Origin of the sequence: Seongchinamella sediminis (assembly GCF_003457605.1) — a bacterium.
Classification (GTDB): domain Bacteria; phylum Pseudomonadota; class Gammaproteobacteria; order Pseudomonadales; family Halieaceae; genus Halioglobus; species Halioglobus sediminis.
The window spans coordinates 1-1,683 of the sequence record NZ_QRAN01000056.1; the positions used below are offsets into that span (position 1 = coordinate 1).

3 protein-coding genes and 1 pseudogene are annotated in these 1,683 nt (G+C 54.8%); all 4 read left to right on the plus strand.

Annotated features, from left to right (window positions below):
* A pseudogene (locus DWB85_RS19715) lies at positions 1-201 on the plus strand (IS3 family transposase); the annotation flags it as partial.
* Positions 202-417 carry a hypothetical protein gene (locus DWB85_RS19265; RefSeq protein WP_117957692.1) on the plus strand — a complete coding sequence of 72 codons (216 nt, stop codon included), beginning with the start codon at positions 202-204 and terminating at the stop codon, positions 415-417.
* Positions 418-427: 10 nt separating this feature from the next.
* Entirely contained in the window at positions 428-712 is a 285-nt protein-coding gene (locus tag DWB85_RS19270; protein WP_133300687.1) for a hypothetical protein, read from the plus strand.
* Between the two features lie 24 nt (positions 713-736).
* A complete protein-coding gene (locus DWB85_RS19275; RefSeq protein ID WP_117957695.1) occupies positions 737-1,537 on the plus strand; it encodes a hypothetical protein in 801 nt (266 codons plus the stop codon).
* The last annotated feature ends 146 nt before the right edge of the window (positions 1,538-1,683 follow it).

Genomic DNA, 1,683 nt, shown 5'->3' on the forward strand with positions numbered 1-1,683 from the left:
AGTGGCCTGAAGTTCATGACGCCGGTACAGCGTCACACGGGTCAGACAGACCGGGTGATGGACCATCGCAGGGCAGTCTATGAGGCGGCCAGGGCCATGAATCCTGATCGCTGGAGCGGTGGTATCAGAAACTGGGATTTGCCAGGCATGGTTTGGCTGAACCCGGAGAAGGATCGTGACGACTTAGAGGTCGCCGCGTAAATGAATGCGACAACTACCTTGAAAAACGGCGATACCGCCGGCCCGATGTTTGACATCAAGCGAGCGATGGATACGGGCATGATCGTGGGCCCGCGAGTGTACCCATCCGGTCCGGCAATCTCCCAGACCTCCGGGCACATGGACTTCCGCACCACCTGGAATGTTCCGTCTACCCCGGACACTCTGCACCCCTTCGAGCGGATGGACCAGTTCTAAGCTGAAACGTTTGCAGACTGGCGGTAAACCGGAAGCATTCAGGGCAGGTGCCAAGTACAAAGGACTTATCGAGGATTTTGGAGAAGCACCTATGGCTAAATCTTTCCAGTTCGACGCAGTTTTTGAAGATGGCGCACTGTACAAACACGGCAACTTCGGGCAGGGCATCTACATCGACCCGGCCCGGGATTTCGTTGGCGTGTACTTCTCAACCAATGGCTATATACCGCCTTATGGTGAAGACAAAATGCCGGGCTTTTTGCGGCAGGCTGCAAAAATACTGGACAATAAGTAGGGCCAAACAGAGGACTATGGTTTGATGAAAGCTTACGGCAGGGAGAACGCGGCTGCGTGCAAACGATACAAGGCACCTTTCGCAACCTTACTGAAAGTGGCAGTGGGAGTAGGCTTTTTTGGGACAGGCTTTGCCAGTGCGCAGCAATTTGTCGGTGACAACCAATGGGTCGCACCGACCGGCGTCAGCACTCTGGTTGGCACGGTCGGCGAGGACTATTCGAGCGTGATCCTGATCGGTGCATTGATACCCGAGTGGGAGTTTAACGCCATGGCCTCGTACTACTATGACGATCCGCGGGGGAAATCGGAAGATTACGTGGCAAGCACGTTCTGGGCCAAAAGGCGCTTGCTCGAGAACGAGACTGGGTCGGAAGGCTACTCAGTGGCATTTGGCACTGGTCTGCTCCCCGACCATCTGGAGGAAGGCAGCGTCACACACGCCTTCGAATCCTACTTTGTTCAAGGTACAGCCACCTACGCCTTCGCCGATGATAATGTGTTACTGGATCTTGTGCCGGGCGTGATCGTTAATCTGGACCAGGATGAGGACGACGAAACCACATGGGGTATGACCTGGGCATCGCGCCTTGCGGTATACGGGGTCATTCCCCAGACCGCACTCGTCGGCGAAGTATTCGGCACGACTGGCGAAGCTTATTCGGAGCCTTCGTATCGCTTTGGACTACGCTGGGAGTCTCCCAATCTCGTTATTGCAGGCACCTTCTCCGATGCCTTTGATGGCTCGGGCGGAGCCGGGTTTGAGCTGGGCATCATGTACTTTACCAAGCCACGTTACTGCATTAAGGGTTGTCAGGGGCGCTGAGGTTAAAACCTCAATAGATTGACCGAGTATTTTCTAATTCGTAAATGAGTCTGAAGCGGGGGGCTATGTGGAGTCGATTTCAGGCCCTTTTTGTCTCCCGTTCATGGATTGATTTGAACAGTTGCCGGCGAGCTTGTTGAAGCCGG